The sequence below is a fragment of the Rathayibacter sp. AY1A7 genome, assembly GCF_002930845.1.
Taxonomy (GTDB): domain Bacteria; phylum Actinomycetota; class Actinomycetes; order Actinomycetales; family Microbacteriaceae; genus Rathayibacter.
On the sequence record NZ_PSTL01000018.1, the window covers coordinates 61,585 to 75,282 of the forward strand.

A 13,698-nucleotide genomic window follows, 5' to 3' on the forward strand; every position below is an offset into this window, starting at 1 on the left:
TCCGGGGGACGGGGCTCGCGAGGGGGGCCCGTGGACCGGTTGAGGCGACGCGCGCTGCTGCTGGGGATCGCCTCCTCGGCGGTCGCGTTGACGGGGTGCACGCCCGCCCGGCCCGCTCCCGCGGCGCTCCCGCCGAGCACGGCGCCGGCGGCGGTGCTGCCGTCCGCCGCTCCGACCGCCGTCCCGACCCCTCCCCGCCCCGTGCCGACCACCACCGCCGCGGCGGCTCCGGTGCGGCGGAAGGCGCCGCTGCCCTCCGGCACGATCTCGGAGCTGCCCGGCGAGGGGAGCACGCTCGCCTGGACCGTCGACGACGGCGCGGACTCCGACGTGGTCGCCGCCTACGCGCAGTTCGCCCGCGACACCGGCACCCGGCTGACCTTCTTCCTCAACGGGAAGTACGACTCGTGGACCGTGAACGCGCCGCTGCTGGCTCCGCTCGTCGCCTCGGGGCAGGTGCAGCTCGCGAACCACACCTGGTCGCACGCCGACCTGACGAGCCTCTCGAGCGACGGCGTGCAGGAGGAGCTGGGCCGCAACGGCGACTTCATCCGCTCGACCTACGGGGTGGAGGCGGCGCCCTTCTACCGGCCGCCGTTCGGCTACACGGACGAGCGGAGCCGGGCCGCCGCGTCGGCGATCGGCTACACGGCGACGGTGCTCTGGTACGGCTCGCTCTCGGACTCGGGGCGGATCACGCCGGAGCAGGTGGTCGGCTTCGCGGACCAGTGGTTCCTGCCGCAGCACATCGTGATCGGGCACGCGAACTTCGATCCCGTGACGCAGGTCTACGCGCGGCTCGTCGACATCCTCCGCGAGCGCTCGCTCGAGACGGTGACCCTCCGCGACGTGTTCGCGGTCTGAGCGCCTCCCCGCCGAAGTTGGTCAGCGCGCGGGTCAGCGCAGCGCGGGTCAGCGCAGCGCAGGTCAGCGCGCGGGTCGGCGCAGCGCGGCGCGCGCGGCAGCGGAGACGGCCGCGGCGACCGCGTCGAGGGCGGGCGTGTGCAGGGCCCACTGCTGCCAGTAGAGGAGGACGTCGACGGGGTCGCCGCCCAGCTCGACCAGGCCCTCGCCGCCGACCGGGGCCTGCAGCTCGGGCAGCATCCCCCACCCCATGCCCAGGCGCACGGCCCGCTCGAAGTCGGTCGACCCGGGGACGCGGTGCTGCGGCGGGCGGCCCTCGACGCCGGCGGCTCGGAGGAAGTCGTCCTGCAGGCGGTCCTTCTCGTCGAAGACGACCAGCGGAGCGCTCGCGAGACCGGCCGTGCCGCCGTCCGGGAACCAGCGCTCGGCGAACGCAGGCGAGGCCATGGCGCGGTACCGCATCACTCCGAGGGGCGCGACGGTGCAGCCGAGCACCGCCTCCGACTCTCCGGTGACGGCCGCCAGCACGGTGCCGTCGCGGAGGAATGCGGTGGTGTGCGCCTGGTCCTCGCGGTGCAGCTCCACCACGACGTCGGGGACGGAGGCGAGCGCGGGCAGCACCCAGGTGGCCAGGGAGTCGGCGTTGACGGCGAGCGGGAGGACGACGGGGCCCGCCCCCGCCGCGTCCTCGCCGCCGAGCGAGCGGACGGCGTCGTCGGCGAGGAGCTCGATCTGACGGGCGAGGCGGAGGAGCCCGGCACCGGCCTCGGTCGCGACGACGGGGCGCGAGCGCACCAGCAGGACGCGGCCGGCGGCGGTCTCGAGCGCCTTGATCCGCTGGCTGAGGGCGGAGGGGGTGATGTGCAGGGCCCGGGCGGCGGCGTCGAAGGAGCCGTACCGGACGGAGGCGGCGAGCGCGCGCAGGCGGGAGAGGTCGAGCTCGTCGGTCAGCATCAGTGCTGCTTACGGTACTGAAGGAGCATGAGCTGGTCTACAGGAGCGCCCCGCCCTAGCGTCGGAGCGTGTCCCCCCTCCTCGCCGCCCTCTCCGGCCTCGGCTTCGGCCTCTCGCTCATCATCGCCATCGGCGCGCAGAACGCCTTCGTGCTCCGCCAGGGCCTCCGCCGCGAGCACGTGCCCGCCGTCGTCGCGATCTGCGCACTCTGCGACGCCGCGCTGATCGTGCTCGGGATCGCGGGGATCGGAGCGGTCCTGGAGTCGGCGCCGTGGCTGCTGGTGGTGATCCGCTGGGGCGGCATCGTCTTCCTCCTCGCCTACGCGGTGATGGCGGCGAGACGCGCACTGCGGCCGGGGACCCTCGACGGCGATCCGGCCGGCGCCTCGACGTCGCTCCGCACGGCGATCGGCACGTGCCTGGCGCTCACGCTGCTGAACCCGCACGTCTACCTCGACACGGTCATGCTGCTCGGGTCGGTGGCGAACACGCACGGCGACGAGCGCTGGTGGTTCGGGGCGGGGGCGGCGGCCGGGAGCGTGCTGTGGTTCACCGCTCTCGGCTTCGGGGCGCGGGCGCTGCGGCCGCTGTTCCGGAGCCGCGGGGCCTGGCGGATCCTCGACGCGGCCGTGGCGGTCGTGATGGTGGTGCTGGCGGTGTCGCTCGCGCTGCACTGAGGGCCTGGTGGTGCACTGCTTGTTCTACTAACATTGCAAACATGTTGTTCCGGGTCGACCACTCCGCGGCGGGCTCGCTCGCCGACCAGCTGGAGTCGCAGGTGCGCTCGGCCGTCGCCCGGGGCGAGCTCTCGGCGGGCGACCGCCTGCCGCCCGCCCGCGAGCTCGCCGACTCGCTCGGCATCAACATGCACACCGTGCTGCGCGCGTACGCCTCCCTGCGCGACGACGGGATCCTCCAGATGCGCCGGGGCCGCGGCGCGTGGATCACGGAATCGGCCGGGCCCGGGCTCGTGCGCGTCACCGCCCTGGTCGACGAGCTGCTCGCGGAGGCCCGCCGCAGCGGCATCACCCCGGCGGAGCTCGTCCGCCTGATCGAGAGGACCGGATCATGACCGCCACCGCCGACCGCCGCCGCGAGCTCCTCGCCGCCGCGTCCCTCCTGCTCCCCGCCGCCGGAGTGCTCGTCTCGCGCCTCGTCCTGGACGACGCTCTGCCCGCGGAGCTCGCCTCGCACTGGTCGGGCACCGGGGCGGCCGATGCGACCGCATCGACGGGCGCCCTGCTCGCGATCGCCCTCGTGCTCTCCGGGCTCCCGGCCGTCGCGGGCCTCGTGGCGGCGGTCGTCGGGCGCGCCCCGCGGCTCCTGCTGGCGACCCTCGGCCTCGTGGCCGGGCTGGGCGCCTCCGCCTGGGCGACCTCGGTCGGCACGACGCTCGCGGCCGGGCGCGCCGAGGGGGCGGAGCTCGGCGGGTGGCTGCTCGCGCTGCTCGGAGGGATGCTCTTCGCCGTCGTGCCCGCGCTGATCGCTCCGGGCACCCGGCGCGCCTCCCGCCTGGCCGCCGGGCGCCTGCCGCTGGCGGCGGAGGAGACCGGCGCCTGGTCGCAGACGCTGACGGGCCCGGTGTTCGCCGTCGCCGCGATCGCCACGGCGGCGGGCGCGGCCCTCTCCCTCGCGACGCTCGCCGCGGCGGGCGCCACCGGTCCGGCGATCGCGACGGCCGTCGTCCTCGGCGTCGTCGCGCTGGTGCTCCTCTCCTTCTCCCGCCTGAGGGTGACCGCCGACCGCCGCGGCCTCCGCGTCGTCACGACCGCCCTCGGCATCCCGCTGCGCCGCATCCCGCTCGACACCATCGCCTCGGCCGGCACGGCCCAGCTGCGGCCGTCGGAGTGGGGCGGCTGGGGGTACCGGGTGATGCCGGGCCGCTCGGCGGTCATCCTGCACGCCGGGCCGGGGCTGGTGGTGACGACGGACCGCTCGCGCGAGTTCGCGATCAGCCTCGACGACCCCGAGACCCCCGCGGCGCTGCTCGAGACCCTGCGCTCGCGGGCCTGAGGCGCCGACCCGTCAGTCGACCACGATCCGGACGAGCGTCGTGACGGCATCCACCGCGTTCACGTAGGAGTAGTGCCGCGAGGTCGGGAAGGCGAGGTGCCGTCCGGGCTCCAGCCGCACGGGCTCCTCGCCCTCCCGCTCCAGGAGGAGCGCGCCGGCGGTGACGAGCAGGATCTCGTGCCACCCCTCGGGGTCGGGCTGCGCGTCGTAGCGGTCCCCGGCGCCGAGCGTCCAGGTCCAGAGCTGGGCCTCCCGGCGCGCGGGGACGGAGGAGAGCAGGACGGCGACGCTCGCCTCGCCCGCTCCCCGCCAGGCGACCTGGTCGATCGCCGCGGGCGCGGATCCCGGGGCCGAGACGAGTGCCGTGAACGTGGTGCCGAGGGCGGTCGCGAGGCGGTCGACTCCGGTCAGCGAGATGTTGGCCTCGCCGGCCTCGGCCGCGACGATCGTCCGCCGGCTGATGCCCGAGCGCGCCGCCAGCGCGGACTGGCTCAGTCCGGCTCCGCGCCGCGCGAGACGGAGGTTGCCGCCCAGGTGGGCGAGGACGGGAGCCGACATGCGCACTATTCTGCACCGACAGGCCCCTGATGCTCCTAGGATGTGCAGAATGATGCACATCTCGCCTCTCCGGGGCCTCCGCTTCACGCGTCCGGAGTGGGCGCTCATCGGCATCACCGCGATCTGGGGCGGGACCTTCCTCGCCGTTCACATCGCGATGGAGCACAGTGGGCCGCTGTTCTTCGTCGGGATGCGGTTCGCCATCGCGGGGCTGATCAGCGCGGTCGTGTTCCACCGGTCGCTCCGGGGGATGCGGCGGATCGACCTCGCGGCCGGCGTCGCGATCGGGGTGATGATCTTCGCGGGCTACGGCCTGCAGAGCTACGGGCTGCAGACGATCCCGAGCAGCACCTCGGCGTTCCTCACCGCGCTGTACGTGCCGCTGGTGCCGCTGCTCCAGTGGGTCGTGTTCCGTCGCCGTCCGGGCGTGCTGACGCTGGTGGGCGTCGCGCTGGCGTTCGTCGGGCTGCTCCTGATCGCGGGCCCGCAGCCGGGCGTCGCACTCGGAGCGGGCGAGGTGGCGACGATCGTGAGCACGCTGCCGATCGCGGCGGAGATCATCCTGATCGGCCTCGTCGCCGGACGGGTGGACCTCGGCCGGGTGACCGTGGTGCAGCTGCTGGTCGCCGGCGCGCTCGGGTTCGCCTCGATGCCCCTCGCGGGCGAGGCGGTCCCGGCGTTCTCGGGGGCCTGGCTGATCCCCGCGCTCGCGCTCGGGGCGAGCAGCTGCCTGATCCAGCTGACGATGAACTGGGCTCAGCGCTCGGTCTCGCCGTCGCGCGCCACGATCATCTACTCCGCCGAGCCCGTCTGGGCCGGCCTGATCGGCCGCCTCGCCGGCGACCGGCTCCCCGCGCTCGCCCTGCTCGGGGCGGGGTTCATCGTCGCGGGCACGCTCGTCAGCGAGCTGAAGCCGCGCCGCGAGCCTGCGCCGCCGGCTCTCAGGTGACGGCGGGGAGGGCGGCGGAGGCGACGAGCGCGCCGCCGGCGTCGGTGATCTCGACGGCGGCGACGGACTCGCGCAGGACGGCCGCGTTCATCTCGCAGTCGAGCTCCGCGGAGCTGCCGAGGAAGGAGCCGGACGGGAGCCGCTCGCCGGAGCCGGTGACCAGCACGAGGTCGTAGCTCTCGCCGAGCGCGAAGCCGGTCCCGCGGAGGATCGTCTCGGTGCCCCAGGTGTGCGCCACGAGCGAGCCGTCGAGCGTCACGCCGGCAGTCCGCTCGTCGAAGGCGATCGCCTCGACGGCGCCGAGCGTCCCGGGCGGTCCCGCGACGGGGCGCTCCTCGGCGGACCGCAGGGCCGCTCCGGCGACGCCGCCCACGACGAGGAGCGCGGCCGCCGCGGCGACGGCCAGGACGGCACGGAGACGCGGGGCACGGCGGCGCGGGGCACGTGCACTCTCCGCGAGCTCGGGCCGCTCCCCGGCGAGCGCCGCGACGCGCGACCGCAGCTCCGGCGACGGCTCCGCCTCCTCCCAGCGGCCCAGCGCGCCGACCCGGTCGACCACCGCACCGAACGACGCGAGCTCGGGGTCGATCGAGGGGTCGGCGGCGCGCAGGCTCTCGAACTCCCGCGTCTCCTCGGCGGAGAGGTCGCCGGCGAGGGCCGCGGCGAGGAGCTCCTCGCGGCGGCCGCCGGGCTCGTCTCCGTCGGGCTGGTCTCGGTCGATCACGATCTCTCCTCGTCCGTGGGTCCGGCGCCCGCGAGGTGACCGCGGAGCGCTCGGAGAGCGTAGAAGGCGCGGCTGCGCAGGGTGGCGACCGGCACGCTCGTGGCGGCCGACAGCTCGGCGTAGGTCTCGCCGTGCAGGTGGACGGCGACGACGACCTGCCGGTGCTCGGCGGAGAGCCGCGCGAGCGCCTCGGCGATCGCGAGCGGCTCGAGGGGGTCGCGGTCCTCCGCGGGCACCTCCTCCAGAACCTCGGCCTCGATCAGGCGCGGCAGGCGCTGACGCGAGCGGTGCACGTCGATGACGACGTTGCGGGCGATGGCGAAGAGCCAGGTGCGGGTGCTGGCACGCTCGGCGGAGTAGCTCGCCCGCGAGCGCCAGGCGCGCAGGAACGTCTCCTGCACGCAGTCCTCGGCGAGGCCGCGGTCGCGCAGGGCGTTGAGCGCGAAGCCGAGCAGGGCGGACCCGTGCTCGTCGAAGGCGGCGGCCGGGTCGAACCCCGCCGTCCGGGGCTCGAGGCGCACCACCGGAGCCGGGACCTCCGAGTGCTCGCGCGGCATCGCGGGCCCTTCGTCTCGTCGTGCCGTCGCCGTGCGCGCCACACCGCCTCCTCGTCGGGACCGGTGGTCCGTCGGAAAGGGGTACGGCCGCGGCGGCGGCGGCGTTCATCGGAGGCGAGGACCGTCTCCGTGAAGATCCTCTCAGATGGAGTGAACGCGGCGCCGCTTCCGGCCGTACTCCCTGCATCGGGCCCGCTCGGCGCTCGCGATCGAAAGGCTCCACCATGACGAAGACGTCCCCCGCGCGGAACCGCGCCGGCCGCCGCCTGCTCTCCCTCGGCGGCATCACCGCCGTCGCCGCAGCCTCCTTCTTCGCCGCCGCGCCGGCCCAGGCCGAGACCGAGGTCGCCGAGCCGTCCTCCTTCACCAGCGCCTTCACGGTGATGGCGACGCCCGACCAGGTCGTGAACGCCGACTCCGCCGCGACCCCCGGCCAGCCCGGCGCCGCGGGCGAGATGACCTTCCGGGTCAACAGCGACCTCGACGTCATCTGCTACGACATCACCCTCACCGGTGTGACCGGCGACTACCAGAGCCCCGCGAAGACCGCGACGCACATCCACCAGGCGGCGCTGGGCAAGGCGGGCCCGCCGCGCATCGCGTTCCCGAACCCGGCCCCGGTCGGAGACGGCCCCCGCACCAGCAGCGGCTGCCTGCAGGGCCCCTTCACCACGGGCATCCAGGCGAACGGGGCCGACACCGGCGCCGGATTCACGCTGAAGGCCCTCGAGGCCGATCCCGCCGCCTTCGCGGGCGACTCCCACACGGCCTCGTATGCGGCTGGCGTCGTCCGCGGCCAGCTCTCGCAGGTGCCGGTCGGCGGCCTCCAGACCGGTGGCGGCGCGACCGCCGCCGGGAGCGACGCCACGGGCCCGTCCGGTCTCGCCGCGACGGCCGGCCTCGGAGCCGTCGCCGCCCTCGGCGCGGCCGGAGTGGTCGTCGCCCGCCGGCGCACCGCCTCCTGATCGTGGGCACCCGGTCGAGGAGCGGCGCGGCGGCACTGTGCGCCGTGCTGCTCCTCGCGGGGTGCGCCGCCGCGGACGGGAGCGGAGGAGCGGAGACGCCCGCGAGCGCGCCCGCGCCTCCGGCCCTCGCTTCTGCTCCCCCGCTCACTCCTCCCCCGGTCCCCGCGCCCGACCCCGCCGCTGCCGCGCCTGCGCGCACCGTCGGCGTCGAGCCCGCCCGGCTGAGCGTGCCCGCGATGGGCCTGGACGAGCCGCTGATCGCGCTGGGCATCCAGTCGGACGGGGCGATGGAGGTGCCGGTGGACTACGACGACGTCGGCTGGTTCTCGGGAGGCGGGCGCCCGGGTGGCAGCGGCCGCACCGTGATCGCGGCGCACGTCGACTCGCGGTCCGGTCCCGCGGTCTTCTTCCGCCTCGGCGAGCTCGCCCCGGGCGATGAGATCGCGGTGAGCGGAGTGGACGGCTCCGACCACCGCTACCGGGTGACGGCGGTCGAGTCCCACGCCAAGGCCGCGTTCCCCACCGCCCGCGTCTTCGGCGCGACCCTCGAGGAGGAGCTGATCCTCGTGACCTGCGGAGGCGAGTACGACGCGGCGATCGGCCGTTATCGGGACAACCTGGTGGTGTTCGCCTCCCCGCTCTGAGGCCCGCCACGGAGGCGCGGCACGACCGCCCGGCATCGTGCCGCGGACGGTGGCGCAGAGCACAGCACGAGAGCCCCGTCGGCGCAAGGGTCCGGGCGCGCGCACGCCGTGTGGTCGGATGAGGAGGGTCGGCCCCCCGCCGCCGCTCCCCTCCCGCTCCCCACTGCCGTGGCGCGGCCGATCCGACAGGACGCTCGTGTCCACCAGCCCCCGCCCCACCCTCTTCGCCCTGCCCGGACTCGGGCTCGACGGCCGCGCCTTCGACGCGCTCGGCCGCGAGCTCGCCGACGTCGCGGACCTCGTCGCGCTCGACCTGCCCGGTGGATCCGGGACCTCGCTCGAGGAGATGACCGCCGCCACGATCCGCCGGATCCGCGAGCACGACGCCTCCCGCTGGCTGCTCCTCGGGCACAGCATGGGCGGGAAGATCGCCTCCCTCGTGGCCTCGCGCACGGTCACCGGCCGCTCGGGCCTGTTCGGGCTCGCGGGCGTCGTGCTCCTCGCCGGGTCGCCGCTCTTGCCCGAGCCGATGGAGGAGGAGCGCCGCTCGACCATGCTCGGCTGGGTCGCCGACGGGCACCTCGACGAGGCGCAGGCGCGCGAGTTCGTCGACCAGAACGTCGGCTCGCCGCTGCCCGCCGACGCCGACGCGGAGGTGCTGGCCGAGCTGCGCCGCTACTCCCCCGAGGGCTGGCGCGACTGGCTCGAGCACGGCAGCCGCGAGGACCGCACCGGAGAGGCCGCCCTCGGGGCCGTGCCCGCGCTCCTGATCGCGGGCGGTGCGGACGGTGACCTCGGCGCCGACGCGCAGCGCCGCCTGAACGGCTCCCTCTACTCCCGTGCCCGGCTGCTCACGCTCGCCGGGGCGGGCCACCTGCTGCCGTTCGAGCGCCCGGTCGAGGTGGCGGCGGCGATCCGCCGGTTCTGGGAGGAGGAGGCCGGCACGGCGCCGTCGGTTCCGGCCGACGTCGGCGCGGCCATCGCCTCCGCCCGGACCTCCACGCGGGTGCGCGGGCTACTGGCCGTGCGCGCGCTCGCCGACGACCCGGAGTACACGCCGCGCGCCCTGACCGTCGCCCAGCTCGCGGAGCTGCGGGCGATCGCCGACCGGGTCGTCCCTCAGGAGGGCGGCCGGATCGACCTGGCCGCGCGGGTGGACACGCAGCTCGCGAACGGCGAGGGCGACGGCTGGCGCAACGCCGACCTGCCGGCCGACCCGATCGCCTACGGTCTGGCGCTCGACACCCTCCGGGGCTTCGCCGGCCTCGGCCCCGCCGAGCAGGACGCGCGCCTCACCGCGATCGCCGACGGCTCCGCGGAGCCCGGCGACGGCTCGGCCGGCGGGCTCGGTGCCGAGCAGCTGACCGCCTGGTTCGAGGACTGCCGCGTCGACCTCGTGAAGCAGTGGCTGGCCCACCCCGCGTCGATGGCGCGGATCGGCTACGACGGCTACGCCAGCGGCGGCGACACGCTGCCGCTCGTGACGGGCTTCCGCCTGCTCGGCGCCGACGACCGCGAGACCTGGGAACCGACGACGAGGAGTCACCGATGAACACGACCGGCATGCGCCGCTTCCCGCTCGACGAGACGGTCGACGCCGTCGTGATCGGCACCGGGGCAGGCGGAGCGCCCCTGCTCTCGGTGCTCGCCGCTCGAGGGCTGCGGGTCGTCGCCCTCGAGGCCGGGCCGCACTTAGATCCGCTCGGCCACACCGCCGACGAGACGGCGGCCGTCGAGATCAACTGGATGGAGGAGCGCCTCAGCGGAGGCGAGACCCCCACCGCCTTCGGGCAGAACAACAGCGGCCGCGGGGTCGGCGGCTCGACGCTGCACTGGGGAGCGTTCACGCCCCGCCCCGACCCGCGCGACCTGCGGCTCCGGAGCGACTCCGGCGTCGGCCGCGACTGGCCGATCGAGCACGCCGAGCTCACCGCGTACATCGAGAAGGTGGAGGCGACGATCGGAGTGGCGGGCCCGGCCGAGTACCCGTGGGACCCGTCGCGCCGCTACCTGCAGGGCCCGCTCGCGCGGAACGCCTCGGCCGACATGATGCTGCGCGGCTGCGCGGCGATCGGGATGCGCGCGACCGACGCGCCCGCCGCCGTCCTCAGCGGCCCGCGGGACGACGGCCGCCCCTCCTGCGTCAACTGCGGCCAGTGCCATCAGGGCTGCCGGACCGGCGCGAAGACGAGCATGGACGTGACCTACCTGCCGGAGGCGGTGCGGGCCGGTGCCGAGATCCGGGCCGACTCGTTCGTGCACGGCATCGAGCTGGACGCCGCGGGACGCGTGTGCGCCGTGGTCTACACGAGCGGCGGAGTGGAGCACCGGCAGCGCTGCTCCGCCCTGTTCCTCTGCGCGGGCGGCGTCGAGACGCCCCGGCTCCTCCTGCACACCGGCATCGCGAACAGCAGCGGCCAGGTGGGCCGCAACTTCCTGGCGCACGGGGCGACCCAGGTCTGGGGCACCTTCGAGAACGAGATGCGCGGCTACCGCGGCTACCCCTCCTCGGTGATCACCGAGGACACCGTCCGCCCGGCCGACGCGGACTTCGCGGGCGGCTACCTGATCCAGAGCCTCGGAGTGATGCCGCTGACCTACGCGACGACGCTCGCCCGCGGCGCGGGACTCTGGGGCAGGGATCTGATGGACGCGCTCGACGGCTACCGCTTCGCGGCGGGCGTCGGGATCAACGCGGAGTGCCTGCCCGCCGACGGCAACCGGCTGGAGCTGACCGACGAGCTGGACGAGCACGGGGTGCCGAAGGCGCGCATCACGTTCTCGGCGGGCGCCAACGAGGAGGCGATCGACCGGCACGCGATCCGGACGATGACCGCGATCGTGGAGGCGGCCGGCGCGACGAGCACGCGGGTGATGGCGCGCACGGCGCACACTCTCGGCACCGTGCGGATGGGCACCGACGCGGGCGACGCCGTGATCGACGCGGACGGCCGCAGCTTCGACGTGCCGAACCTCTGGGTGTGCGACAACTCGGTGTTCCCGAGCGCGCTGATCGCGAACCCGGCGCTCGCGACGATGGCGCTCTCGCTGCGGACGGCGGACCGCTTCCTGGCGGCGTAGCGTCGCGGCTGCGGGGCGGCTGCGGGGCGGGACGACGGGCGAGGTGCTCCTCCGCATCGCCGACTGACCGCGCGGGCGTGCCCGGACTGCGCGCCTGGACTGCGCACCCCGCCGGATCAGCCGTGGGGCCGTGCGGGGCGCCAGCGCAGTCCCGAGACACGCTGCCCGAACGGCGGGCCGACGCGACGGCGTGTGACGGCGGTTAGGCGCGCGCTGAGCTGCCGAGGTGCTGAGCTGCCGAGGTGCTGCATCGTGGTGGCCGAACGGCGGCAGGGCGCAAGGCGGAGGCACGGCCCTGGTGTCGGCACGGCGTCCGGCGACGGTGCGGCCCCGGTGACGGTCCGCGCCTCAGCGGCAGTGGTGCGGCGGTGGTGCGGCGGTGCGGCCGCGTGAACCCGAGCGAAGGCGCGGATCCGAGCGTCAGTGGCGCGGCGGTAGGGCGCTGAGCACTCGCTCCCGAGCGACTCACGGCCCGATCACCAGTGCGAACCCGCGCAACGGGCCGAACCCGCCCGACAGCCGATTCCCTCAGGGGTGCACGGCAGCACGGCAGCACGAAAGCACGGCAGCCCGGCAGCACGGCAGCACGGCAGCACGGCAGCACGGCAGCACGGCAGCGTGTCAGAACGGCGGCGGCCGGTCCGCGAACCTCGGAGTCGCGGGCGGGCCTGGACGGAGCCGTTCCTCGAGGCCCGGCGGGCGCGTGGTGATGCGGCGGCCGGTGGGGGTGGTCCAGTCGGCGGTGCCGTCGGGGTAGAGGACGTAGGTCCAGCGGTCGCCGTGCCGCACGTGGTGGTGGGCGACGCAGAGGCTGGCGAGGTTGCCGGGGTCGGTGCCGCCGCCGTTTCGCCACTCGACGACGTGGTCGGCCTCGGCGCTCGCGGCGGAGCGGGTGCAGCCGGGGAAGCGGCAGGTCACGTCGCGGAGCTGGAGGAGGAGCCGCAGCTCGCGGTGCGGCAGGCGGCGTGTGCGCCCGACCGAGAGGACGGCGCCCGTCCGGGGCTCCGTCAGCACGCGGGTGACGGTCGCGGGGACGAGGCTCCGGGCGACGTCCGCCGGGATCGGGCCGTAGCCGTCGAGCTCGGCGGAGGCGTCGTCGGCGCCGGACGCGGCGCTCGCCGACAGTGTGACCCGCACCTCGGCGCGCACGCCGGTGACGAGGGTCGGAACGGGCCGATCGGCACCGACCGAGTCGGGCACCGTGCCGATGACGTCCGCATCGCAGAGGAGGTCGGCGAGAGCGTCGGCTCGCAGCTGGGCGAGGGTCCGCGCGTCGCCCGCTCGGGAGATCGCATCGACGGCGCCCGCCCCGGTGGTCCCGGCGGGCTCCGCTCCGGTCGTCCCGCTGGACTCCGCTCCGCAGGAGCCCGCATCCGTGGCGGCAGGCGGCTCCGCCCCCGCCGGCCCCTCGGCGCCGTCGCGGAGGATCCGGGCGATCCGGTCGAGGCGGCTGTACGCCCCCACGGCGACCGGGGCGGGGAGGAGGGCGCAGAGCGTCGCCATGCCGTCGACCTCGGGGGTCAGCCAGACCGCACGGTCCTCGCGGGCACGTCGGTGGCGCTCGGCGAGGGGCTGCTCGTGGAGCTCCTCCCGCAGTCGGGCCAGAGCGCGCCGCAGCTGGGTCGGCGTGGTGCGGGCCGCGAGCTCGGCCGCCCGCGTATCGAACGCGGCGCGGGAGCCCGGAGGCAGGGTGGCCGCGACGGCGCAGACGACCTGGCCCGCCTCCCACCGCAGGCGAGCCCCGGCGAGGGCGGCGCGGGTGGCCGGCAGGTCTTCGACGAGGAGGCGCGCGTGGTCGAGCTCGCGGGAGGCGGCCCGCTCGGAGACTCCGAGGGCGACCGCGAACTCCGCGCGGATCGACCGCTCGGCGAGGTCGCTCGACGCGTGCGGCGCCGAGCCGCGGGCGAACGACTCCGGATGCTCGAGCGCGGCCCGGTGCCCGGCGTGCAGTTCCTCGGCCGCGGCCAGGAGCAGCGGGGACGCCGAACGGGCCAGCGCGGCGGCCCGGTCGCCGCGAGCACGCACCTCGCTGAGCACCGCCTCCGCTGCTGTCGACCCGCTGATCATCGTCATACGTGTATTCAATCAGCGACCACCGACACGGAAGCGACGGATCGTCATATCCGTGGAGAACCGGCGTGAAGCCCTCCTGTGGAGGGAGGGATCACCGCAGCCGACACCGCACATCCCCGCCGTCCTCGGGGCGGCGCGCGCAGGACACCGGCGCAACACCCCGCCACACGCACCGCCACACGCCCTCGCTCACCCGAACCGCACCGCCACACGCCCCCGCTCACCCGAACCGCACCGCCACACGCCCCCGCTCACCCGAACCGCACCGCCACACGCCCCCGCTCACCCGAACCGCACCGCCACACGCCCCCGCTCA

14 protein-coding genes are annotated in these 13,698 nt (G+C 75.6%); 9 read left to right on the top strand and 5 right to left on the bottom strand.

Annotated features, from left to right (window positions below; translation table 11 throughout):
* Positions 1-30 precede the first annotated feature (30 nt).
* Positions 31-864: a polysaccharide deacetylase family protein gene (locus C5B95_RS13385; protein WP_219813851.1), complete on the top strand. Its 834-nt coding sequence runs from the start codon at positions 31-33 to the stop codon at positions 862-864.
* 63 nt (positions 865-927) lie between these two features.
* Here the strand turns inward: C5B95_RS13385 and C5B95_RS13390 are convergent, their stop codons facing one another.
* Entirely contained in the window at positions 928-1,818 is an 891-nt protein-coding gene (locus C5B95_RS13390) for an ArgP/LysG family DNA-binding transcriptional regulator (protein WP_104349380.1), read from the bottom strand.
* A 68-nt stretch (positions 1,819-1,886) separates the two neighbouring features.
* On the opposite strand from C5B95_RS13390, the gene C5B95_RS13395 reads away from it, so the two are divergent.
* Genes C5B95_RS13395 through C5B95_RS13405 form a run of 3 tightly spaced genes read left to right on the top strand, consistent with a single transcriptional unit; the run spans position 1,887 to position 3,831 of the window.
* Positions 1,887-2,495, top strand: coding sequence for a LysE/ArgO family amino acid transporter (locus tag C5B95_RS13395; RefSeq protein WP_104349381.1), 609 nt, complete (start codon positions 1,887-1,889; stop codon positions 2,493-2,495).
* 41 nt (positions 2,496-2,536) lie between these two features.
* Positions 2,537-2,890 carry a GntR family transcriptional regulator gene (locus C5B95_RS13400; RefSeq protein WP_104349382.1) on the top strand — a complete coding sequence of 118 codons (354 nt, stop codon included), beginning with the start codon at positions 2,537-2,539 and terminating at the stop codon, positions 2,888-2,890.
* Entirely contained in the window at positions 2,887-3,831 is a 945-nt protein-coding gene (locus C5B95_RS13405; protein WP_104273871.1) for a hypothetical protein, read from the top strand. The genes C5B95_RS13400 and C5B95_RS13405 overlap by 4 nt, the downstream gene beginning before the upstream one ends.
* Positions 3,832-3,843: 12 nt before the next feature.
* Here C5B95_RS13405 and C5B95_RS13410 read toward each other — a convergent pair whose 3' ends face one another.
* Entirely contained in the window at positions 3,844-4,389 is a 546-nt protein-coding gene (locus tag C5B95_RS13410) for an XRE family transcriptional regulator (RefSeq protein ID WP_104349383.1), read from the bottom strand.
* A gap of 49 nt (positions 4,390-4,438) precedes the next feature.
* Between C5B95_RS13410 and C5B95_RS13415 the strand changes: the two genes are divergently transcribed.
* Positions 4,439-5,338, top strand: a complete 900-nt coding sequence (locus C5B95_RS13415) for a DMT family transporter (protein ID WP_258059541.1) — start codon at positions 4,439-4,441, stop codon at positions 5,336-5,338.
* Here the strand turns inward: C5B95_RS13415 and C5B95_RS13420 are convergent.
* Positions 5,331-6,062, bottom strand: a complete 732-nt coding sequence (locus tag C5B95_RS13420; RefSeq protein ID WP_104349385.1) for a hypothetical protein — start codon at positions 6,060-6,062, stop codon at positions 5,331-5,333. The two genes, C5B95_RS13415 and C5B95_RS13420, sit on opposite strands and share 8 nt — an antisense overlap.
* Positions 6,059-6,619 (bottom strand): sigma-70 family RNA polymerase sigma factor, encoded by a 561-nt coding sequence (locus C5B95_RS13425; RefSeq protein WP_104349386.1) that lies wholly within the window; start codon positions 6,617-6,619, stop codon positions 6,059-6,061. Before C5B95_RS13425 ends, C5B95_RS13420 begins: the two co-directional genes overlap by 4 nt.
* A gap of 224 nt (positions 6,620-6,843) precedes the next feature.
* Here C5B95_RS13425 and C5B95_RS13430 point away from each other — a divergent pair, with 224 nt between their 5' ends.
* The 4 genes from C5B95_RS13430 to C5B95_RS13445 all read left to right on the top strand — a co-directional run bounded on the left by C5B95_RS13430 (position 6,844) and on the right by C5B95_RS13445 (position 11,309).
* Complete coding sequence (locus C5B95_RS13430) at positions 6,844-7,584, top strand: CHRD domain-containing protein (RefSeq protein ID WP_104349387.1); 741 nt, start codon at positions 6,844-6,846, stop codon at positions 7,582-7,584.
* Positions 7,585-7,586: 2 nt separating this feature from the next.
* Positions 7,587-8,228 (top strand): class F sortase, encoded by a 642-nt coding sequence (locus C5B95_RS17950; protein WP_104353823.1) that lies wholly within the window; start codon positions 7,587-7,589, stop codon positions 8,226-8,228.
* Positions 8,229-8,424: 196 nt separating this feature from the next.
* Complete coding sequence (locus C5B95_RS13440) at positions 8,425-9,780, top strand: alpha/beta hydrolase (RefSeq protein ID WP_104349388.1); 1,356 nt, start codon at positions 8,425-8,427, stop codon at positions 9,778-9,780.
* On the top strand, positions 9,777-11,309 hold the full coding sequence (locus C5B95_RS13445) for a GMC family oxidoreductase (protein ID WP_104292931.1): 1,533 nt from the start codon (positions 9,777-9,779) through the stop codon (positions 11,307-11,309). Before C5B95_RS13440 ends, C5B95_RS13445 begins: the two co-directional genes overlap by 4 nt.
* A 621-nt stretch (positions 11,310-11,930) precedes the next feature.
* Here the strand turns inward: C5B95_RS13445 and C5B95_RS13450 are convergent.
* Positions 11,931-13,382: an HNH endonuclease signature motif containing protein gene (locus C5B95_RS13450; protein WP_104349389.1), complete on the bottom strand. Its 1,452-nt coding sequence runs from the start codon at positions 13,380-13,382 to the stop codon at positions 11,931-11,933.
* Positions 13,383-13,698 lie beyond the last annotated feature (316 nt).

Coding starts and splice junctions, on each gene's coding strand:
- C5B95_RS13445 (WP_104292931.1), top strand. CDS start 9,777: ATGAACACGACCGGCATGCGCCGCTTCCCGCTCGACGAGACGGTCGAC.
- C5B95_RS13430 (WP_104349387.1), top strand. CDS start 6,844: ATGACGAAGACGTCCCCCGCGCGGAACCGCGCCGGCCGCCGCCTGCTC.
- C5B95_RS13390 (WP_104349380.1), bottom strand. CDS start 1,818: ATGCTGACCGACGAGCTCGACCTCTCCCGCCTGCGCGCGCTCGCCGCC.
- C5B95_RS13405 (WP_104273871.1), top strand. CDS start 2,887: ATGACCGCCACCGCCGACCGCCGCCGCGAGCTCCTCGCCGCCGCGTCC.
- C5B95_RS13400 (WP_104349382.1), top strand. CDS start 2,537: ATGTTGTTCCGGGTCGACCACTCCGCGGCGGGCTCGCTCGCCGACCAG.
- C5B95_RS13415 (WP_258059541.1), top strand. CDS start 4,439: ATGATGCACATCTCGCCTCTCCGGGGCCTCCGCTTCACGCGTCCGGAG.
- C5B95_RS13450 (WP_104349389.1), bottom strand. CDS start 13,382: ATGACGATGATCAGCGGGTCGACAGCAGCGGAGGCGGTGCTCAGCGAG.
- C5B95_RS13425 (WP_104349386.1), bottom strand. CDS start 6,619: ATGCCGCGCGAGCACTCGGAGGTCCCGGCTCCGGTGGTGCGCCTCGAG.
- C5B95_RS13410 (WP_104349383.1), bottom strand. CDS start 4,389: ATGTCGGCTCCCGTCCTCGCCCACCTGGGCGGCAACCTCCGTCTCGCG.